This is a genomic window from Actinoallomurus spadix (assembly GCF_024055725.1).
GTDB lineage: Bacteria > Actinomycetota > Actinomycetes > Streptosporangiales > Streptosporangiaceae > Actinoallomurus > Actinoallomurus spadix.
Genome location: NZ_JAMXMX010000003.1, coordinates 79,736 through 98,486 on the forward strand (window position 1 = coordinate 79,736; position 18,751 = coordinate 98,486).

An 18,751-nucleotide genomic window follows, 5' to 3' on the forward strand; every position below is an offset into this window, starting at 1 on the left:
GAAGGAGATATCACCGTGCGACTGTCGACTCCGGCCGCGCCCGGCACTTTGGCCGCGTCGGTACGATCCTGGCTGGACGAACGTCTCGCCGAAGGTTCATACGAGGTCCGGCGCATTCCGTTCTCGGCGCTCGAGGGATGGGGGTTCGAGCCCGGAACCGGGGACCTCCGTCACGCGGACGGGCGCTTCTTCACCGTCACCGGCCTCCGGGTGACCGCCGAGGGCCGGTCCTGGGAGCAGCCGATCATCGACCAGCCGGAGGTCGGCGTCCTGGGCCTGCTGGTGAAGGACTTCGGCGGCGAGCCGCACTGCCTGCTGCAGGCGAAGATGGAGCCGGGAAACGCCGGCACGCTCCAGTTGTCGCCGACCGTGCAGGCGACCCGGAGCAATTACACCCGTGCTCATCGCGGGCGGCACGTCCGCCATCTGGAATACTTCACCGGCGCCTCGCCGCGCGACGTGCTCGTGGACGTCGCGCACTCCGAGCACGGCACGTGGTTCCTCGGCAAGCACAACCGCAACATGGTCGTCCGGGTGACCGGCGACGTGCCCGCGCATCCGGACTTCCGCTGGATCCCCCTGCGCGCCCTCGGGGAGCTGCTCCGCGTGGACGACCTGGTCAACATGGACACCCGCTCCGTCCTGTCGTGCCTCTCACCGGCCCGGCACGGCGAGGACGGTGTCGCGGAGATCCACGGCTGGCTCGCCGGGGAACGAGCCCGGCGGAGTCTGCGCGCCGAACGGACGCCGCTGGCCGACGTACGCGACTGGCACTGGAAACCGACGGAGGTCCGCCGCGCCGACGGCCGGTACTTCAGGGTGATCGCCGTCGACGTCCGGGCCGGCGCCCGCGAGGTGACCCGGTGGACGCAGCCGCTCCTGGCGACGCCCGGCCTCGGCGTGATCGCGTTCCTGGCCCATCGGGCCGGCGGCGTGCTCCGCCTGCTCGTCCACGCGCGCGTCGAGGCCGGCTTCGCCAACACGGTGCAGATCGGCCCCACGGTGCAGTTCCGCTCCGGCGACCGGCCGCCCTTCGCCGACCTCGTCCTGGACGCGCCGCCCGAGCGGATCCTGTACGACGGCGTCCAGTCCGAAGAGGGCGGCCGGCTCTACCAGAGCCGGAGCAGATACCTCATCGTGGAGACCGACCCCATCGATCCGCCGCCGGGCTACCGGTGGCTGACGCCGGCGCAGCTCGGCGCCCTGGTCCGGCGGCCGGGTGACGTCACCGTCCAGGCCCGGACCCTGCTGGCCCTCGTCGACCTGCTGGGGCTGTCATGATCCGGGTCGGGGTGCTCGGCTGCGCCGACATCGCCTGGCGCCGCACGCTGCCGGCCATGGCGGCCTCCCCCCTCCTCACCGTCGCCGCCCACGCCAGCCGTGACCCGGCCAAGGCCGGGCGGTTCGCCGAACGCTTCGGCGGGGAGCCCCTCACGTGCTACCGGGCCCTGCTCGACCGCGCCGACATCGACGCCGTCTACGTACCGTTGCCCGCCGCGCTGCACGCGGAGTGGGCGACGCGGGCGGTCGAGGCGGGTAAGCATGTGCTGGTCGAGAAGCCCCTCACGACCTCGCACGCCGCGACGGTCCGGCTCCTCGCCGCCGGCCGGGCGCGGGGCCTGGTGGTCCAGGAGAACCTCATGTTCCTCCACCATCCGCAGCACACGGCCGTCCAGAAGATGGTCGACGACGGCCGGATCGGCGAGCTCCGCGCGTTCACCGCGTCAATGGGGATACCGCGGCGCGCCGGCGAGGACATCCGGCTCCGGTCCGAGCTGGGCGGCGGCGCCCTCCTCGACGTGGGGGTCTATCCCGTACGGGCCGCGCAGCTCTTCCTGGGGCCCCATCTCGACGTACGGGGCGCGGCCCTGCGGCACGACGCGTCGTACGGGGTGGACGTCGGCGGCGCGGCGCTGCTCGCCCGCGCGGACGGCGTGACCGCGGAGCTGTCGTTCGGGTTCGGCATGTCCTACCGCAACATGTACGCGCTGTGGGGCGAGGACGGCCGCATCAGCCTGCACCGCGCCTTCACACCACCGGACACCTGGCAGCCGGTGATCGAGATCCGGCACGGCGACCGGACCGAACAGCACGTGCTCCCGGCCGCTCCGCAGTTCACCGAGAGCCTGCACCACTTCGCCCGGCACGTCCTCACCGGGACGATCCCGGACGCCGATCCCATGCTGCGGCACGCCGCGCTCATGGACGCCATCCGGGAACGGGCCGGCACCACGACGCACCGGCGGAGCACCCGCGGGAGGGCGAGGCCCTGACCGGCCCTAAGGAGGGCGGGGCCTGGCCGGAACGGGCGTCGGCGCCCACGGTGACCGGGGGGCGGGGCGGCCCAGGCGCCGGCCGGCCGGCGCCGGGGCGCCGGCCGGTCCGGGATCCGCGGGCCGGCACGCGTGCACCCTGAGCAGTTCGGGCAGCGCGTACGTCGGCCCCTGGAACGCCTCGTTCCAGCCGGAGCTCAGCAGGTGACACTCGGTGAGCCGGGCCAGGCTCAGCTCGACGTGCCGCCGGTCGGCGCCCAGCACGGCGGCGAGGCTGCCGGCCGTGAACCGGCCGGCCGGCATCCGGCCGGCCGCGCGCAGCACGGCCTCGTCCTCGGGCGGCAGGTCACGGTAGACGGCCGCGAGGTCCCTGCGCAGGTCGATGTCGCCGACGCGCAGCTCGTCCAGGCACTGCCGCGGATCCTCGAGCCTCTCGGCGAGCCTGCGCAACGGGAGCCGCGGGTTGTACGCGAGCCTGGTGCCCGCGACGCGGATCGCCAGGGGCAGGCCGCCGCAGGCGCGGGCGATGTCACGTGCCGCCGCGGGCTCGGCCGCCACGCGGTCGCGTCCGGCGATGCCCTTCAGCAGTTCGACGCACTCCGCGGCCGGCGGCGGCTCCAGCAGCAGCGTCCTGCCCGCGGCCACCCAGGACGCGCGGCTGGTCACGATGACACCGCACCGGTCGCCGCCCGGCAGCAGCGGGGTGACCTGCGCGGGCCCGGCGGCGTCGTCCAGGATCAGCAGCAGCGCGCTGGAGGCCGTACGCGTGCGGAAGAGGTCCCGCCGCTCGACGAGGTCCCGGGGGATCCGGTCGGCGGGCGTCCCGAGCGACTGCAGCAGGCGGGCCAGGACCTCCCCCGGATCGGCCGGGTCCGGGCCGCTGCCGCGCAGGTCGGCGAGCAGCTGCCCGTCCGGGAACCGGGACTTCAGCCGGTGGGCGGCGTGGACGGCGAGCGTCGTCTTGCCGATGCCGACCATCCCGAGGATCGACACCAGGCGGGTGGCCGTGGCGGACGGGGCGGTGAGCCACCGCTCGATCGCGCTCGTCTGTTCGCGGCGCCCGGTGAAGTCCGCGATGTCGGGCGGCAGGTGCGCCGGGGGCGGGGCGGAGGTCTCCTCCTCGTCGGCGGCGAGCAGTCGCCGTTGGAGTGCCTGGAGCTCCGCGGACGGCTCCAGGCCCAGTTCGGCCACCAGCGTCTCGCGGAACCTCTGGAAGATCTCCAGCGCCTCGAGCCGCCGCCCGCAGCGGTGCAGCGCGGTCATCAGCTGCCCCTGGAAGCCCTCGTGCAGTGGATGCGCGCACAGCAGCTCCTTCAGCTCGCTGACCAGCCGATGGTGCCGGCCGAGGCTGAGGTCGGCGGCCAGGCGCAGGCGGACGACCTCGAGCCGCTCCTCCTGGAGCCGGGTCGCGTGCGCGGCGAGGATCTCTCCCGCGGGCACGTTCGCGAACGGCTCGCCCCGCCACAGCAGAAGCGCCTCGGAGAGCGCACGGGACGCGGCGGCCGCGTCACCCTGGTCGAGGTACCGGCGGCCCTCACCGGCGAGCCGGTCGAACTCCCGGAGGTCGCAGTCGGCCCCGTCCGCGGTGAGGAGATAGCCGCCCTGCCGGGTGTGCAGCAGGTCCGGGCCGAGCGTCTTGCGGAGCGTGGAGACGTAGGTCTGGATCGTCGGCAGCGCGCGGCGGGGCGGCGCCTCCCCCCACAGCTCGTCGACGATCGTGGTGGTCGGGACGACCTGGCCGCGCTGCAGCAGGAGCAGGGCGAGCAGGGACCGCAGCTTCGGCGCGGACGGTGTGCGGTCCTCGCCGCCTTCCGCGATCTCGAGGGGGCCCAGCGCGCGGAAGCGCATGCCCCTGGCCGCGCCGCTCACCGCTCGCTCGGCCGTACCTCGGGCGGCGCGTCCACCGTGAGCGGCGTCTGCCGCCCGAGCGCCGCGGCGATCGGGGCGGCGGCCAGGCTCACAATCGCGGTGAACCAGAATCCGTCCTGGAGGGAGTGGCGGGCGATCGTGCCCGCGCCGACGACGACGGTGAGGAGAGCGACGCCCAGGACGGCGCCGAGCTGGCGCGCCGCCGCGTTCAGCGCGGTCCCGCTGCCGAACCTGCCGGGCGGCAGGGAGGCGACCGCGGCGCCGCTGAGCACCGGGAAGGCCAGGCCGTTACCGATGCCCGTGAGGATGGACCCGGGGAGCCAGTCGGCGAAGTACGACGGGGTGAGACCGGGCCGGAGCGCGAACCAGGCACATCCGATCCCGTAGACCACCGCGCCCACCGTCGCGGGGGTCCGCGGTCCGTACCGGCCGGCGATCCGGGTGGTGAGGGGTGCGCACACGGCCGTGACGAAGGGCCCGGGAGCGAGTGCGAGGCCGATGTAGACGATGTTCCAGTGCCACACGTCGGTCATGTACAGGACATCGACGAGGATCTTCGCGTACATCGCCGTGGTGAAGACGACCAGCGCGAGATTGGCCACCGAGACGGCCCGGATCCGCAGGAGCGACAGCTCGATCGCCGGGGCGGGATGACGCCTCGAACGGATCACGGCGACGACGACGAGGACCGCTCCGACGGCGATCCCGCCGATCACGCCGCCGTTCCCCCATCCCCAGGTGTCGCTCTGGACCAGGCCGAAGACGATCGCCGCGAGCCCGGCGATGAGGACGACCCCACCGCTCCAGTCGGGTGCCGCGTCGCCGCCCGCGCCGGAGCGGGCCCGCAGGACGCGCATGCCCCACAGCACCGTGATGACGCCCAGGGGCAGGTTGACGAGGAAGGCCGCGCGCCAGTCGCTGACGTCGATGAGGGCGGCGCCGACCGTCGGGCCGAAGGCCGCGGCGACGGCCGAGGCGGCGCCGAGCATGCCCGTCACCTCCATCCGGCGCTCCGGCGGGTACTCGTCGAGCAGCAGCGCGGCGCCCGCCGGGATGACGGCGACGGAGCCGACCGCCTGCAGCGCCCGGAAGGCGATCAGCATCCACACGTCGATGGAGGCGGCGCAGCCGGCCGACGCCACCGTGAACAGCGCCATGCCGACCAGGAAGGTGCGGCGGTGGCCGAAGAGGTCCGCGAACTTGCCGGACGGTACGAGCAGCGCCGAGAAGGTGATGTTGTAGCTGCTCATCACCCAGGACACGGTCCAGTCGTGGGCGCCGGAGAACGTCTTCTCGATGCTGGGGAAGGCGACGTTGACCACGGTGACGTCGAGGAACGCGACCATCGCCGCCAGGGCGCAGACGCCGAGCACCTGCGCGTTCCCGGCCTTCCGGGCGTGGAGTTCACTCACTGCCATCTCGTTGCTCATGCCTGCCGTCGCATCGCTTCCGTCGGGACACTGGATCAATCGCCATTATGCTCAGTCACTACGGCGTAGTCCTTGGCATCATCAACTCTGGTCGACCCTCCTTTGCGGGACCGCCGGCGGCGGAGCCGGGCGCGCGCCGCCTCCGCGAAGAGAGGTGACAGCGCGACGGCGATGACGACCACGGAGACGATCCCGAGCTTGTCGGCGAGCGAGTCGCCGAGTAGGTAGGCGAGCACCAGAAGACCGTCCGTCCACAGGACCCCGCCGATGACGTTCCACCACAGGAACCTCATCGAGGGCATCTCCAGGACGCCCGCCACCGGGTTGATGAAGGTGCGGACCACGGGAATGAACCGGGCGAGCAGCACCGCGCGACCCGGCCGCAACCGGACGAAGTACCGCCGGGCGGCCTCGACGCGTGAGCGCCGGAACCACCGCGAGTCGGGCCGGCGCAGCAGCCGCTCCCCCAGCACCGACCCGATCAGATGCCCCGTCTGGGCGCCGAGGATCGCGAACAGCGGCGTACCGATCAGCAGCACGGTGAACGACAGCCGGCCGTGGAACGCCCGCGTCGCGGCGGGCGACGCCGCCACCCCGGCGACGACCAGGAGCGAGTCGCCGGGGAGGAAGAACCCGGCCATCAGCCCGGTCTCCGCGAAGACGATGAGGAAGACGCCGATCACACCGAACGTCCTGATCAGCGTCGGCGGATCGAGGATCGCGTGCATCGGCCCGCTCACCAGGCCCGGAAGGCGAGCACGACGTTGTGGCCGCCGAACGCGAACGAGTTCGACAGGGCGGCGCGGACCTCCATGTCGCGCGGTTTGAGGGGCACGAGGTCCAGGCCCAGCTCGGGGTCGGGCTCCTCCAGGTTCACGGTCGGCGGGACCACGCCGTTCACGATGGCCTGGACGGTGGCCACCGCCTCGATCGCCCCGGCCGCGCCGAGCCCGTGGCCGGTCATCGACTTGGTCGCCGAGACCGCGACGCGCTCCGCGGCGGTGCCGAGCGCGGCGCGCAGGGCCATCGTCTCCGCCAGGTCGTTGAAGGGCGTTCCGGTGCCGTGCGCGTTGACGTACGCGACGTCCTCCGGCGCGAGACCCGCGGAGCGCAACGCGGCCCCGACGGCCCGCCGCGCTCCCGCGCCCTCCTTGTGCGGCATCGTGACGTGGAACGCGTCGGAGGCGCGGCCGAACCCGGCGAACTCGGCGTACACGCGTGCCTGCCGGGCGGCCGCGTGCGCCGCCGACTCCAGGATCAGCACCGCGGCGCCCTCGGCGATGACGAAGCCGTCCCGGCCGGCGGCGAACGGGCGGCTGGCGCGTTCCGGGACCTCCGTCCGTGTGGACAGCGCGCGCATCTGGGTGAACCCCCCGACGATGGTCTCGACGACGGGCGCCTCGGAGCCACCGGCGATCACGACGTCCGCCTCGCCGGACTCGATCATCTGCGCGCCCGCCACCAGGGCCTCCGCCCCGGACGCGCACGCGGCGACCGGCGCCAGGGAGGGGCCGCGCGCCCCGAACTCGATCGACAGCCGCGCGGCGGCGCTGTTCACCATGGCCATCGGGATGAACCGCGCCCGGATGTGCCCCGGCCCCCGCTCCACGTTGATGCGGACGTTCTCCTCCCAGGTGTCGATACCTCCGATGGCGGTGCCCAGGGCGACCCCCACCCGGTCGGGGTCCTCGGCGGTGAGGTCCAGCCCGCTGTCCTGAACGGCCAGCCGCGCCGCGGCGAGGGCCAGGTGCGTGCACCGGTCCTCGGCGCGCAGTTGCCGCGGCGTGGGCGCCAGTTCCGGGGGCAGGTCCACCTCGCCGGCGATGTCCACGTCGAGCCGCGACGCGTCGAACAGCGAGATCCGCCGTACGCCGCTCACGCCGCTGAGCTGGGCGGCGTGGAAGTCCGCCGCGCCGACCCCGATGGGGGTGACCGGGCCGAGGCCGGTGACGACGACGCGATCGCTGACCATCATGTGCTGCTCCTCAGACGTAGACGACGACGTCGCCGTCCTCGACCGCGACGGGATACGTGGCGGCGCGGGAACGATTGATCCGCAGCACCGGACAGCCGGTCCGGGCATCGGTCTCGAAGTTGTGGTACGGGCAGATCAGGACCCATCGGTCCTCCGCCTGGCGATGCTCGTAGTAGTCGTCGCCGACCCACATGCGCTCCATCGATCCGCCGGACAGCGGCCCGCCCTGGTGCGGGCAGTAGTCGGTCACGGCGGTGTACTCGTCGTCGGACAGCCGCGCGACGAGGATCCGCCGCCTGCCGCCGGGCGTCAGGAGCTTTGTGCCGCCGGGCCGCAGTTCCTCGGCCCGGCAGACGACGAGGCGGCGCCGCCCCGTCACAGCCGGTCCTGCAGCTTGTAGAACTTCACCGCGTTGTCGAACAGGATCTTTCGCCGCAGGTCGGCGGGGAAGCTCGGCGGCAACGACCGTGTCGGCGAGTCGAAGTCCCAGTGCGGATAGTCGGAGGAGAACATCAGGAATTCGTCGTTCCCCACCATCTCGAACATCTGATAGAGGTGGTCCGGGTTCTCCACGATCTCCATCGGCTGGGTCGTGAACTTCACCTGGTCCCGGATGTACTCACTCGGCAGGCGCTTGACCCACGGCACCTCACGGCGGAGGCTGCGGAAATTGTGGTCGAAACGCCACATCAGGTGGGGCAGCCAGGTCCAGCTCGACTCCACCATCGCGACCCTCAGGTCGGGGAACTTCTCGAACACGCCGCCGATCACCAGGCTGATCAGCTGCGACTGCCACGCCTGCGAGATGCCGGTGTGCCATTCGATGTAGAAGGGCGGCAGGCCCACGGCCGTCTCGATGGTCGCGCCCTGGTGGAAGGCGACCGCGAGGTCGTTGCGCACCGCGGCCTCGTAGATGGGGTGGTAGTACTTGCGGCCGAACGTGTCATGGGAGATCACCGGGAGCATCACCTGCACCATCTGCGGGTGTGAGCCGATCCGGTCGATCTCCGCGGCCGCCACCTCGGGCTCTTGCGCGGCGATGTGCACCGATCCCAGGAACCGTGGATCCTTCGCCAGCCACTCGTGCGCGACCCAGTCGTTGTACGCCTTGGCGATCCCCGCCGCGAAGTCGGGCTGGACCTTGAACTCGCTCGGATAGAGCAGGCCGGTGAGGATGGCGAACCTGATGTCGAAGGCGTCGAGGTGCTGCTCGCGCATCAGGTTGTAGTCCGAGCCGGCGCGCTCGCCATTGTCCGGAATGGCGTCCGGCCGGGCCAGCCCTCCGGTGGTGGGCCAGGAGTAGGGAATGGAGATCCCCATCCAGTTGTCCGGATGGAGCCGCCCCTTCCAGGGTTCGTCGACGAAGTCGAGGAAGTTGATGTCCCCGATCATCTCGTGCACGTCGGTGTCGATCACCGGCCCGGTCGTCGAGGTCGTCTCGGCGGCCGGCTGTTCAGTGACGGTCAATTCGAACGCTCCTTTTCGTTGCCAGCCCATAGCGGTGGGCCACCATGCGTTCCGCGGTGCGGTCCGGCACGAACCGCCGGACGAACCGCAGGACCGAGCCATGACTCCCGACGCAGCTGACGGCCGGGGGCTGGCCGGAGGCCACGAGCCGCGCCACGCGCGCGGCGACCTCCGCCGGGTCGCCCGCGGCCGCGTGCGCCGCGCCCACCGCGTCCATCACCCGTCCGAGGCGTTCCTCGTACGGCGAGTCCGGGGCGGTGTGCCACTCCCGCCGATCGTTGATCTCCGAGCGGTAGTAGCCCGGCTGCAGCACCGAGACGCGGACGCCGAAGGGCGCGACCTCCGCGCGCAGCGCCGTGGCGAAGGCGCGCAGGGCGGTCTTGGCCGCGGCGTACCCGCCCTGGAACGGCACCGGGAAGTCGGCCATCAGCGAGCCGACGAAGACGACGTGGCCGTGGCCGCGGTCGCGCATGCGCGGCAGCAGACGGCGGGTGAGCTCCAGCGGGCCGAACACGTCGACCTGGAAGAGGCGTTCGATCGCGGCCGGGTCGAGGTGCTCGATCGGGCCGCCCTGGCTCTCCCCGGCGTTGTTCACCAGGACGTCGACGTCCTCGGCCGCCTTGGCGCACTCGTGGATGCTCGCCAGGTCCGACTGGTCGAGCCGCAGGTAGGTGACGCCGGGCAGGGGGTCGCGCAGCGTCTCGGGGTGCCGGGAGGTGCCGAGGACCGTCCAGCCCTCCCGGGCGAACCGCCGGGCCACCGCGCGGCCGATCCCGCTGGAGGCGCCGGTCACCAGGATCCGGCGGTCACCCGAGGAACTCGATGAGCCTGGCATACGCGTTCACCACCTTCTCGTTGTCGGTGGCGCTGTGGGCGAGCGAGACCATGTCGCGTCCCATCCGGGACAGCACGCCGCCGTTCGAGACGGGCACCATGTAGTCGGCCAGGACCGCCCGGCGCTGGATGATGGGCTCGACGTTCTCGGGTCGGCCGGCGTCGAGCACGTGCGGAGCCGTCATCTCGATCTTGACGATCGTGCCGAAGTGGTAGGCGAAGAACCCGGTGTCCGAGGCGTCGAACAGCTCGTTCAGGCGGGTGACCAGGTCGGAGGCGACCCCGATCGCGGCGGAGAGCGCGCCCGGCCGGGTGATCGCGCCGAGGGTGTGGAGGCAGGCCGCCATCGACAGGGTGTTGCCCGACATCGTGCCGCCCAGGTAGGCGAACGGGCCGCCCGACGGCAGGCCGATCACCGCGGTGTTCATGATCTCCGCGCGTCCGGCCACCGCCCCGCAGCCGGGGTAGCCGTTCATCAGCCCCTTGCCGAGGGTGAACAGGTCCGGGGTGACGCCCAGCCGCGCCTGCGCTCCCCCGACCCCGGCCCGGGTTCCGCTCACGACCTCGTCGAAGACGTACAGCGCGCCGTGCTCCCGCGCGAGCATGCTCGCCTGCCGGTGGAAGTCGTCGGGGAACGGCACCAGCCCGGACTCCCCGCCCAGCGGCTCACTGATCACCGCCGCCACGTCGCCCGCCGCGAGCACGTCGGCGAGCTCGTCGATGCGGTGCGGGTGCACCAGCACCGTGTCGGCGTAGTGCTCCTCCGGCACGCCGCCCGCCATGAACGCTCCGGAGCCCGGCACCTCCAGGTCGACCATGAACTGGTCGCCCCAGCCGTGATAGTGGCCGCGGAACTTCACGATCTTCTTCCGCCCGGTGTACGCCCGCGCGATCCGGGCCGCCGCCAGGTTCGCCTCGGCGCCCGAGGCGGTGAAGCGCACGGATTCGGCGGCCGGGAAGGTCCGGCAGATGCGGTCGGCCGCCAGCACCTCGTACTCGTCCAGGTGCCCGTGGAAGCCGGTGCGGGTGGCGAGCAGGTCACGGATGGCCGCGGTCAGTTCCCGGTCGTTGTGGCCGAGGAGGATGGCGCCGCCGGCCAGGATGCAGTCGACGTAGGTGTTGCCGTCGACGTCGACGACCTCGCTGCCGTCACCGTGGTCGAGGAACAGCGGGTACGGCGAGGAGAGCGGATCGACGTGCTCGTTGCCGCCGGCGAGCAGCCCGCCGGCCTTCGCGTGCAGTTCCGCGGAACGGCGCGTGCGCCGCCGGAAGATCTCGCGTTCCCGCTCCATACGCTCGGGCGCGATCGTCCGCAGGGGCCGGTCGGCGAGCGCCCGTCCGCGTTCGAGGATCTCCAGCGCCGACATGCTGCCCAGCGACGTGAGGGCGGCCCCGGCCATCATGACGTGACGGACGCCGGCTCGAACGTGCGCCCGATCACCTCCTCGGCCGCGCCCAGGAGCGCCTGAACCGTCGGCTCGACGTCCTCGACCTCGTGCGCCGCCGTCGGGATCAGCCGCAACTGGGCGACGCCCGCCGGTACGACCGGATAGATGACGCCCGAGCAGAAGACGCCGTACTTCTCCCGGAGCACCCGCAGGTACTCCACGCCCTTGATGAGGTCGAGGCCGGAGGAGTCGAAGAACACCGGCGTGACCGGTGCCGCCGACGGCCCGATGTTCAGGTCGGCCGCGATCAGCGCCTTCTTCAGCGCGTCCGACACCGCGAAGCACTTCTGCCGCAGCTCGGGGCGGGTTCGCATCAGCCTGAGCCGGACCCGGTTGCCCGCCACGATCGGCCAGGGCAGCCCCTTGGCGAAGATCTGCGAACGCATCGTGTACCGCAGGCGCCACAGCACGTCCGCGTCGCCGGCGACGAACGCGCCGATGCTGGCGCCCGCCTTGGCGAAGGTCCCGAAGTACAGGTCGATGCCGTCCTGGACGCCCTGCTCCTCGCCCGTGCCGCCGCCGTCGGGCCCCAGCACCCCGAACCCGTGGGCGTCGTCGACGAGGAGCCGGAAGTCGTACCTCTCCTTCAGGGCGACGATGTCCCGCAGCCGCCCCTGGGCCCCCGACATCCCGAACACGCCCTCGGAGATGACGAGCACCGCGTCGTCGGGGTGCCGCTCCCGTTCGATCCTCGCGAGGATCGACTCCAGCCGGCCGATGTCGTTGTGCGGGAACGCCTTCTTCGGGCCGCGGTGCAGCCGGACGCCGTCGATGATGCAGGCGTGCGACTCCCCGTCGTAGACGATCCAGTCGTGCCGGTCGACCAGGGCGTCGATGAGGGAGAACATCCCCTGGTAGCCGAAGTTGAAGAACAACGCCGCGGGCTTGCGCGCGTACGCGGCCAGTTCGCTCTCCAGCGCCTCCAGCTCATCGGTCTCGCCGGACATCATGCGCGCGCCCATCGGCGTGGCGAGGCCGTAGCGGTCGGCGAACTCCGCGTCGGCCGCCCGCACCTCGGGATGGTCGGCCAGACCGAGGTAGTTGTTGATGCTCCAGACCAGCATCTCCTTGCCCTGCCACGCCATCCGGCGGCCGATGGGGCCGGTCAGCCGGGGGTACGCCGCGATGCCGTGCGCCGCGTGGGACAGCTCGGCCAGCGGGGTACTCGCCCCCTTCGTGAGCTTCTGAAAAAGGTCCATCGCTCGTTCTCTCCTCAGCCCCCGTAGGGCATGGTGATCGTCTTGGCTACGGTCATCTCGGCGATCGCGTACCGGATCCCCTCCCGGCCCACCCCGCTGGACTTCACCCCGCCGAACGGGATGTGCGGCGAGTCGAACTGCGGACCGGCGTCGAGGTTGACGGCGCCGACGCGCAGCCGGTCCGCGATCCGCAGGAAGTCCGGCGCGCTGTCGGTGACGACGCCGGCCTGCAGCCCGTACGCGGTGCCGTTCGCCACGTCGACGGCCTCATCGGGGCCCGCCACCCGGATCACGGGCGCGACGGGGCCGAACGTCTCCTCGGTGACGAGTTCGGCGTCGGGCGGCACCCGGTCCAGCACCGTCGGTTCCATGAGCGCGCCGTCGCGGTGGCCGCCGTGGCGCAGTTCGGCTCCCGCCGCGACCGCGCCCTCGATCCGCTCCTCGACGCGGCGGGCGGCCGCGACGCTGATCAGCGGGCCGAGGTCGGTCCGCGGATCGCGGGGGTCGCCGTGGCGCCTGCCCGCCGCGGCCTTGACCAGGAGCGGGACGAAGGCGTCCGCCACCTCCTCCGCGACGATGATCCGTTTCACGCCGCGGCAGGACTGCCCGGCGGTGGCGAACGCACCGGTCGCCGCGAGGTCGGCCGCCCGGGCGAGGTCGGCGTCGCGCAGGACGATGAGCGGATCGTTGCCGCCGAGCTCCAGCAGCAGTCTCCGGCCGGCGGCCGCGGCGGCGACCGCGCGTCCCGCCGTGACACCGCCCGTGAAGGTGACCATGTCGACCGCCGGATGGCCCGCGAGCGCGGGCCCGACGACGGCCGGCGGCCCGGTGACGACGGCGAGCAGGTCCGCCGGCAGTCCGGCCTCGATGAGCAACGCGGCGAAGGCCAGCGCGGTCAGCGGGGTCTTCTCGGAGGGTTTCAGCACGAACCCGCATCCCGCCGCGATGGCCGGCGCCGCCTTCACCACGACCTGGTTGAGCGGGCGGTTGAAGGGCGTTATGCCCGCCACCACGCCCACCGGCTCCGGGACGACCACGGCGAGACGGTCGTGGCCCGGCACCGGGATGCTCTCCCCGCGGATCCGCTCGGCCTCCTCGGCGGCGACCCGCAGGTTGGCCGCCGCCCGCTCCACCTCCCGGCCGGTCTCCCGGCGGCAGACCCCGGACTCGGAGGTGATCAGCTCGGCGAACTCCTCCGCCCGGGCCAGCAGCGCGGAGGCCGCGGCGGCGAGGATGCGCGCCCGCCGCCGGGCCGGCAGCGGACGCCGGGCGGCGGCCACGGACGCGACCGCCTCCCCCACCTCCGCGGCCCCGTCGGACGGCACCCGGCCGACCACCTCGCCGGTGAACGGATCCGTCACCGCCAGCGTCTCGGCCGCCGGCCTGAGCTCCCCGTCGAGGAACATTCCGGGTCAGCCCTCGTCCCGGACGAAACGCTTCTCCAGCTCCGACAGCCGGCCGTACTCGAAGACCTCGAACAGCTCCGCGAACGTCATCCGCAGGTCGAGGCGGTCCCAGAAGCCCTGCGTGGTGCCGGTGTCCCGCAGTTCGGCGAACAGCTTGCGCAGGACCGACGCGGCGGCCATCCATCCGGAGAGGGGGTAGATCACCAGGTTGTAGCCGAGCTCCTCGAGCTCCGTGGTCGTGAGCCACGGTGTCTTCCCGCCCTCGACCATGTTGGCCAGCAGCGGCGCGTCGACCTCGTCACGGACGCGTTTCAGCTCGTCGCGCGACAGCGGCGCCTCGACGAAGATGCAGTCCGCGCCCGCGGCGACGTACGCGTTGGCCCGCCGGATCGCCTCGTCCATGCCGAGCGCCTCGCGGGCGTCGGTGCGGGCGATGATGACGAAGTCCGGGTCCTCACGGGCGTCCACCGCCGCCTCGATCTTGCCGACCATCTCGTCCGTGCTGATCAGGCGCTTGCCCTCCAGATGGCCGCAGCGCTTGGGGACCATCTGGTCCTCCAGGTGACAGCCCACGATGCCGGCCCGTTCGAACTCCCGGATCGCCCGCCAGGTCGACATGGCGTTGCCGTATCCGGCGTCCGCGTCCATGATCACCGGCACGTCGACGGCGAGGACCAGGTTCTTGGCGTGGGTGGCCATCTCCGACGTCGTGGTGAAGCCGAGGTCGGGGTAGCCCAGCAGGCTCGCGGAGGTGCCGGAGCCGGTCATGTGCAGGGCGCTGAAGCCGGTCTGCTGGATCACCTTGGCGCTGAGGGCGTCGTACGCGCTGGGCACGACGAGGATCTCCGGCGCGTTCATCATCTGGCGGAATCGGGCGGCCTTGGTCATGGTGTCCCTCCTGCGGGCTCGATTCAGGCGAATGCTCAGGCGAATGAGGCGTGACGGTCCGCGTCCACCGACTCCGCGAGCCGGAGCAGCTGGTTGTACTTGGCGAGCCGGTCGCCGCGGCGCGGACCGCCCACCTTGATCAGTTGGGCGCCGACGCCGACCGCGAGGTCGCACATCGCGGTGTCCTCCGTCTCGCCCGAACGATGCGAGACGGCGAGTTGCAGACCCGCCGCGCGGGCGGCCCGGGCCGCCTCGACGGTTCCGGTCAGCGTTCCGGCCTGGGTGGGTTTGAGGAGGATGCCGCCGGCGAGACCCGGGCGTACGCGGCCGGGGGTGGTGGCGAACAGGTCGTCGCCGACGACGAGGGCGGTGGGCGGCCGGAACCCTTGCCAGGCGGCCTCGTCGGCGGGGTCGAACGGGTCCTCGATGTAGCCGATCCCGAAGTCGGCGGCGAGGCCGAGCAGTCTGTCGCCCAGTTCACCGGCGGACAGGACGGCTCCCTCGAAGCGGTAGCCGCCGTCGCCGGCGAGGTGCTCGGCGGCGACGTCCACCCCGAGCGCGATGTCCGGGGCGACCGCGTCGCAGGCGGTTCGCGCCTGTTCCAGCTGCCATGCGGTCGTACGGCCACGGGTCACGAGGCCGCTTGACGCCGACAGCCCGGCCTCGCCGCCGACCGCCTCCGCGAGCCGGTCGTAGACCGCGCACGCGAGTTCGATGTCGGCGGCCGGCGTCCCGCGGTCAGGGATGATCATTATCTGCTGGAAGGTGTCCGGCGGCCCCGGCAGGTGGATGCCGCCGGAGAAGACGTTGACCAGCGGGCGCGGCAGGGCGGGCGTCGTCCCCGCCAGGTCCGCGACGATCTGGTGCAGCGGCCGGGACCAGCGCGAGCCGCACGCCCGCGCCCAGGCCAGCGACAGCGACAGCGTCAGGTCGGCGCCGAGGTCCAGCCGGTCGTCGATCCCGGTCAGGGATTCGTCGAAGTCACGCTGGCCGTCGAAGTCGCGGCCGCACAGGAGCGGGATCAGCGCCTGCTCGGTCTCGGTGAGCCGGCCGAGCCGCCGCTCGGCGCCGCGCCGGCGTTCCCGCCGGCCCGGCGCGATCGCCCGGGCGGCCGAGCCGCGCCCCGTGTGCCGGCAGTCGACCGTGAGCTCGGCCTCGACCGTACGGCGGGCCCGTGAGTCGAGGATGCCCCGCAGGGCGACCTGGGTGACGCGCACGCTCACCGCCCCCCTGACGCGTCGATCAGCCAGGGCAGCAGGTCCGCGGCCCGGTCCAGCGGCAGGCCGCCCGCGGCGCAGGACCGCTCGCCGAACTCGCCGACCCCGTCCGGTTTCACGCCGCCGCCCGCCACCACGAGCGGCACCCGGTCGGGCGCGTGGATGCCGAGCTCGCACGGCGTCGCGTGGTCGCAGGTCACCACCACCACGTCGTCGGCGCCGACGGCGTCGCGCAGCGGCCCGACGAAGGCCGCGTCGATGTCCGTGACGGCCCGCACCTTGTCCGCCGGGCGGCCGTCGTGACCGGGCTCGTCCGGGCCCTTGAGGTGCACGAAGATCACGTCGGCGGGGTCGTCGAGGAGCGCGGGCAGCAGTTCGGCGAAGAAGTCCGGGTCGGGCTGGCCGGTGGCCGCCTTGGCGACCGTGAAGGACGCGCCGATGAGCCCCGCGAGACCCCGCTCCGCCGGCACCTGGCCGTACATCGACAGGCTGCGGCCGGTGCGCTCCCGGAACGCCGCCATGCTCGGCAGCGAGTCGCCGCCGTCCCGGACCAGGATCAGGTTCGCGGGCAGCCGCCCCGCCCGGCGCCGGCGGCGGTTGACGTCGCTGCGCTGCAGGATCTCGGCGCTCTGCGCCACGAACTCGTTGACGAGACGGGCGGTCCGGGCCGCCTCCTCCGTGTCCTCCAGCGGTTCGCAGGGCAGCGGGGTGGACGCCGGGTCCGCGACCGGGACGCCGAAGCCCGCCACTCCCCGGAACCCGGGGTCGGTGTTGCTCACCCGGCCGGACAGCCGCAGCGTCCTGCTGGTCAGGCTCATGATGCCCCGGTGCCGGCCGAAGCCGGTGATGCGCATCCGCACCTCCGGATCCAGCCGCACGCCGTCCGCGACCTCCTCGACCAGGGTGGCGAGTTCGTCGTCGCGCAGGTCCCGGGACGTACGGCGGTCGAGCCGGCCGTTCTCGGGGTTCCACGAGGCGAAGTTGATGCGGAACGCCGTGGACCAGCCGTCCGGCTCCCAGAAGCCCATGCCCAGGCCTTCGAGAGGCCCGCGCCCGGTGTAGTGCCGGAGCGGGTCGTAGCCGAGCAGCGCCATCGCCCCGGAGTCCGACTCCGGGGGGATGTCCGGCCGGATCACGGTGATGAGCCCGGAGACCCCCTCGGCCGTCATGGCGTCGAGGTTCGGTGTGGGCGCGGCCTCGAACGGCGTGCGCCCGCCGAGCGCGGCGATCGGCCGGTCGCCTCCGCCGCACAGGGCGACCATGAAGATCCGCCTAGCGGTCATGGCCGCACGCCTTGATGACCTCGGCCACCGGAGCCGGCACGAGCGACGCCCAGTCGCCGCCGGACCTGATCGCCTCGCGGACGCGTGTCCCGCTGACCGGCTTGTCGGTACGCCGCCACATCACCTCGGTCCGCAGGCCCAGTTCGGTGAAGCGGCGGACCTTCTCCTCTCCCCAGGCGTCGTAGACCGTCAGGAAGTACGTCGCGTCGGCCGGCGCGTAGTACCGCAGCCGGTCCGGGTGACCGTGCGGGAAGGGCACGATGGCCAGCCGTTCGTACGGCACGCCGGCTCCGGTGAGCGCGGCCTCGACCATGAGGTACCGCTCGTAGTAGGTCCAGGGATTGGCGTCCGGCAGGCCGCGCGCCGGGTCGGTCTCCTCGTACGCGGTCAGGGCCGGATCCGGGTTCGTGATGCCGACGACCAGCCGCTCGCAGCGATTCGCACCCGCGAGGAGGTACTCGAGGTGACCGTTGTGGAGCGGCTGGAACCGCCCGTGGATCACTCCGACGTCCGCCCTCACAGGGCGTCACCGGCCGAGGCGGGCACCGGTCGCGCCGCGAGATGCGCGCCGACGTCGGCGTAGCGCAGTTCCTCGGCCTCCAGTTCCTCGTACCGCATGAGGGCGAAGATCTCCTTGAGCGGCGTGATCTCGGCCTCGATGGCCGCCACCCCGCCGCTCTGCAGGATCCGGGAGCACGCGTCGCGCACCGCGGCCACCTCGGCGCGCAGGGTCTGGTTGGCCCAGATCACCCCGTTGATCCCGAGCCGGCCGAACTCCTCCAGCGACGTGGCGTAGTACGTGGTCGGCGCGATGACGAGGGGCGCCCGGCCGCCCCACTGGCGGGCGAAGTCCGCGATCTGCTCCACCGTCGACTGCCGCGAGTGGATGAAGATGGCGTCCGCCCCGGCCTCCCGGTAGCGATCGGCCCGGTCCAGCGCCTCGGCCACGGACCGGCCGGCGATCAGCGCCTCGACCCGTGCGACGACCACGAAGCCGTCGTCGTTCTGCGCGTCCTTGCAGGCGGCGATCTTGCCGCAGAACTCCCCGACCGGCGCCAGGCGGTGATCGTCGCCCACGAAGGAGTTCATCTTCGGGAAGATCTTGTCCTCGATGCAGATCCCCGCCACGCCGACGCGTTCGGCCTTGATGGAGAATCGCCTGGCGGTGTTGAAGTTGCCGTACCCGGTGTCCGCGTCCACGAGGACCGGGGCGGGAGTGTTCGCGGTCATCGTCTCGACGACGGCGAGCAGCTCCGACCAGGTCGCCTCGTCGCTGTCGCGCACGCCCAGAGCGGTGGACATGCACAGGCCCGAGGCCCACAGCGCGGGGAATCCCGCCGCCGTGGCGATGCGGGCGCTCAGACCGTTGTAGACGCCCATGATCTGGCAGGGCTCCGCGCCGGTGAGCAGGGACCGTAGTCCGTGCCCGGGCGAGGTCACAGCAAGGCTTTCGTCCATTTCT

Annotated in this window: 17 protein-coding genes; 2 read left to right on the forward strand and 15 right to left on the reverse strand. The window is 72.6% G+C overall.

Going from position 1 to position 18,751, the window contains the following annotated elements; all coding sequences use genetic code 11:
• The first annotated feature begins 15 nt into the window (after positions 1-15).
• Both NE235_RS04505 and NE235_RS04510 read left to right on the forward strand, forming a co-directional pair.
• Positions 16-1,281 carry an NDP-hexose 2,3-dehydratase family protein gene (locus NE235_RS04505; RefSeq protein WP_252799632.1) on the forward strand — a complete coding sequence of 422 codons (1,266 nt, stop codon included), beginning with the start codon at positions 16-18 and terminating at the stop codon, positions 1,279-1,281.
• Positions 1,278-2,273 carry a Gfo/Idh/MocA family protein gene (locus NE235_RS04510; protein WP_252799634.1) on the forward strand — a complete coding sequence of 332 codons (996 nt, stop codon included), beginning with the start codon at positions 1,278-1,280 and terminating at the stop codon, positions 2,271-2,273. The genes NE235_RS04505 and NE235_RS04510 overlap by 4 nt, the downstream gene beginning before the upstream one ends.
• A gap of 6 nt (positions 2,274-2,279) precedes the next feature.
• Here the strand turns inward: NE235_RS04510 and NE235_RS04515 are convergent, their stop codons facing one another.
• From NE235_RS04515 to aepX, 15 genes are read right to left on the reverse strand one after another with little or no spacing between them, the layout of a single operon-like run.
• Positions 2,280-4,142, reverse strand: coding sequence for an AfsR/SARP family transcriptional regulator (locus tag NE235_RS04515; protein WP_252799636.1), 1,863 nt, complete (start codon positions 4,140-4,142; stop codon positions 2,280-2,282).
• On the reverse strand, positions 4,139-5,554 hold the full coding sequence (locus NE235_RS04520) for an MFS transporter (protein ID WP_252799638.1): 1,416 nt from the start codon (positions 5,552-5,554) through the stop codon (positions 4,139-4,141). The genes NE235_RS04515 and NE235_RS04520 overlap by 4 nt, the downstream gene beginning before the upstream one ends.
• Before the next feature lie 53 nt (positions 5,555-5,607).
• The gene (locus tag NE235_RS04525; protein ID WP_252799639.1) at positions 5,608-6,300 is read right to left on the reverse strand and encodes a DedA family protein; all 693 of its coding nucleotides are present in this window, start codon (positions 6,298-6,300) and stop codon (positions 5,608-5,610) included.
• Between the two features lie 8 nt (positions 6,301-6,308).
• A complete protein-coding gene (gene fabF, locus NE235_RS04530) occupies positions 6,309-7,547 on the reverse strand; it encodes a beta-ketoacyl-ACP synthase II (protein ID WP_252799641.1) in 1,239 nt (412 codons plus the stop codon).
• 10 nt (positions 7,548-7,557) lie between these two features.
• Entirely contained in the window at positions 7,558-7,926 is a 369-nt protein-coding gene (locus tag NE235_RS04535) for a Rieske (2Fe-2S) protein (RefSeq protein ID WP_252799644.1), read from the reverse strand.
• Positions 7,923-9,014: an amidohydrolase family protein gene (locus NE235_RS04540; RefSeq protein ID WP_252799646.1), complete on the reverse strand. Its 1,092-nt coding sequence runs from the start codon at positions 9,012-9,014 to the stop codon at positions 7,923-7,925. The genes NE235_RS04535 and NE235_RS04540 overlap by 4 nt, the downstream gene beginning before the upstream one ends.
• A complete protein-coding gene (locus tag NE235_RS04545; protein ID WP_252799648.1) occupies positions 9,001-9,849 on the reverse strand; it encodes an SDR family oxidoreductase in 849 nt (282 codons plus the stop codon). Before NE235_RS04545 ends, NE235_RS04540 begins: the two co-directional genes overlap by 14 nt.
• Entirely contained in the window at positions 9,821-11,251 is a 1,431-nt protein-coding gene (locus tag NE235_RS04550) for an aspartate aminotransferase family protein (protein WP_252799650.1), read from the reverse strand. Before NE235_RS04550 ends, NE235_RS04545 begins: the two co-directional genes overlap by 29 nt.
• On the reverse strand, positions 11,248-12,495 hold the full coding sequence (locus NE235_RS04555) for an aminotransferase class I/II-fold pyridoxal phosphate-dependent enzyme (protein WP_252799652.1): 1,248 nt from the start codon (positions 12,493-12,495) through the stop codon (positions 11,248-11,250). The genes NE235_RS04550 and NE235_RS04555 overlap by 4 nt, the downstream gene beginning before the upstream one ends.
• Before the next feature lie 14 nt (positions 12,496-12,509).
• Positions 12,510-13,901 carry an aldehyde dehydrogenase family protein gene (locus tag NE235_RS04560; RefSeq protein ID WP_252799655.1) on the reverse strand — a complete coding sequence of 464 codons (1,392 nt, stop codon included), beginning with the start codon at positions 13,899-13,901 and terminating at the stop codon, positions 12,510-12,512.
• A gap of 6 nt (positions 13,902-13,907) precedes the next feature.
• Positions 13,908-14,789, reverse strand: a complete 882-nt coding sequence (gene bcpA, locus NE235_RS04565) for a carboxyvinyl-carboxyphosphonate phosphorylmutase (protein ID WP_252799656.1) — start codon at positions 14,787-14,789, stop codon at positions 13,908-13,910.
• 35 nt (positions 14,790-14,824) lie between these two features.
• A complete protein-coding gene (locus NE235_RS04570; protein ID WP_252799658.1) occupies positions 14,825-16,012 on the reverse strand; it encodes an enolase-like domain-containing protein in 1,188 nt (395 codons plus the stop codon).
• Positions 16,009-17,289: a CMP-5'-phosphonoformate--3-phosphoglycerate phosphonoformyl transferase gene (locus NE235_RS04575; protein ID WP_252799660.1), complete on the reverse strand. Its 1,281-nt coding sequence runs from the start codon at positions 17,287-17,289 to the stop codon at positions 16,009-16,011. The genes NE235_RS04570 and NE235_RS04575 overlap by 4 nt, the downstream gene beginning before the upstream one ends.
• Positions 17,279-17,809: an adenylyltransferase/cytidyltransferase family protein gene (locus tag NE235_RS04580; RefSeq protein WP_252799662.1), complete on the reverse strand. Its 531-nt coding sequence runs from the start codon at positions 17,807-17,809 to the stop codon at positions 17,279-17,281. Before NE235_RS04580 ends, NE235_RS04575 begins: the two co-directional genes overlap by 11 nt.
• Positions 17,806-18,747 carry a phosphoenolpyruvate mutase gene (aepX, locus tag NE235_RS04585; RefSeq protein WP_252799663.1) on the reverse strand — a complete coding sequence of 314 codons (942 nt, stop codon included), beginning with the start codon at positions 18,745-18,747 and terminating at the stop codon, positions 17,806-17,808. Before aepX ends, NE235_RS04580 begins: the two co-directional genes overlap by 4 nt.
• Positions 18,748-18,751 lie beyond the last annotated feature (4 nt).

Coding starts and splice junctions, on each gene's coding strand:
- NE235_RS04510 (WP_252799634.1), top strand. CDS start 1,278: ATGATCCGGGTCGGGGTGCTCGGCTGCGCCGACATCGCCTGGCGCCGC.
- NE235_RS04525 (WP_252799639.1), bottom strand. CDS start 6,300: ATGCACGCGATCCTCGATCCGCCGACGCTGATCAGGACGTTCGGTGTG.
- fabF (WP_252799641.1), bottom strand. CDS start 7,547: ATGATGGTCAGCGATCGCGTCGTCGTCACCGGCCTCGGCCCGGTCACC.
- NE235_RS04545 (WP_252799648.1), bottom strand. CDS start 9,849: ATGCCAGGCTCATCGAGTTCCTCGGGTGACCGCCGGATCCTGGTGACC.
- NE235_RS04550 (WP_252799650.1), bottom strand. CDS start 11,251: ATGATGGCCGGGGCCGCCCTCACGTCGCTGGGCAGCATGTCGGCGCTG.
- NE235_RS04555 (WP_252799652.1), bottom strand. CDS start 12,495: ATGGACCTTTTTCAGAAGCTCACGAAGGGGGCGAGTACCCCGCTGGCC.
- NE235_RS04560 (WP_252799655.1), bottom strand. CDS start 13,901: ATGTTCCTCGACGGGGAGCTCAGGCCGGCGGCCGAGACGCTGGCGGTG.
- bcpA (WP_252799656.1), bottom strand. CDS start 14,789: ATGACCAAGGCCGCCCGATTCCGCCAGATGATGAACGCGCCGGAGATC.
- NE235_RS04575 (WP_252799660.1), bottom strand. CDS start 17,289: ATGACCGCTAGGCGGATCTTCATGGTCGCCCTGTGCGGCGGAGGCGAC.
- aepX (WP_252799663.1), bottom strand. CDS start 18,747: ATGGACGAAAGCCTTGCTGTGACCTCGCCCGGGCACGGACTACGGTCC.